The organism is Pseudonocardia oceanicola (genome assembly GCF_047200735.1).
Lineage (GTDB): Bacteria > Actinomycetota > Actinomycetes > Mycobacteriales > Pseudonocardiaceae > Pseudonocardia.
In genome coordinates this window covers 1-952 of the sequence record NZ_JBJZON010000079.1, presented here as the reverse complement: position 1 = coordinate 952, position 952 = coordinate 1, and the positions used below count along the sequence as shown (strand labels likewise).

1 pseudogene is annotated in these 952 nt (G+C 72.1%); it reads left to right on the top strand.

What is annotated here, in order from left to right:
- Nucleotides 1-952 (top strand): annotated as a pseudogene (locus ACL02T_RS34880) (2-oxoacid:acceptor oxidoreductase family protein); the annotation flags it as partial.

The window sequence follows — 952 nt, the reverse complement described above, 5'->3', positions numbered from 1 at the left end:
GGCCCTGGAGGACACCGGGCTTTCCAAGAAGGACGCCGAGCGGGCGAAGAACATGTTCGCCCTGGGGCTGCTGTCGTGGATGTATCACCGCCCGCACGAGGGCACCGAGCGGTTCCTGCGGGAGAAGTTCGCCCGCCGCCCGGAACTGGCCGAGGCGAACATCCTCGCGTTTCGGGCCGGGCACGCCTACGGCGAGACCACCGAGGCGTTCGCGGTCACCTACGAGGTCGCCCCGGCCAAGCTCGCCCCCGGCACCTACCGGCAGATCACCGGGAACACCGCGATGGCCTACGGCATCGTCGCGGCCGGGCAGACCACCGGGCTGCCCGTCTTCCTCGGCAGCTACCCGATCACCCCGGCCAGCGACATCCTGCACGAGCTGTCCAAGCACAAGGCCTTCGGCGTGACCACCTTCCAGGCCGAGGACGAGATCGCCGGGGTCGGCGCCGCGCTGGGCGCGTCGTTCGGCGGGGCGCTGGGGGTGACCACCACCTCCGGCCCGGGCATCTCGTTGAAGTCGGAGACCATCGGGTTGGCGGTCGCCCTGGAGCTGCCGCTGCTGGTCATCGACGTCCAGCGCGGTGGGCCGAGTACGGGGCTGCCGACCAAGACCGAGCAGGCCGACCTGCTCCAAGCCATGTACGGGCGCAACGGCGAAGCCCCGCTGCCGGTCATCGCGCCGCGCTCACCGGGGGACTGTTTCCACACCGCGGTCGAGGCCGCCGCCCTCGCCGTCAGATACCGCACCCCGGTGATCGTGCTGTCGGACGGGGCGCTGGCCAACGGGTCCGAGCCGTGGCAGGTCCCCGACGCCTCACAGCTGGAGAGCGTGGACCCGCAGTTCGCGACCGAGCCCAACGCCCCCGACGGGTCCGGGGAGTTCTGGCCCTACCTGCGCGACACCGAGACCCTGGCCCGCCCGTGGGCCATCCCCGGCACCCCCGGCCTGGAG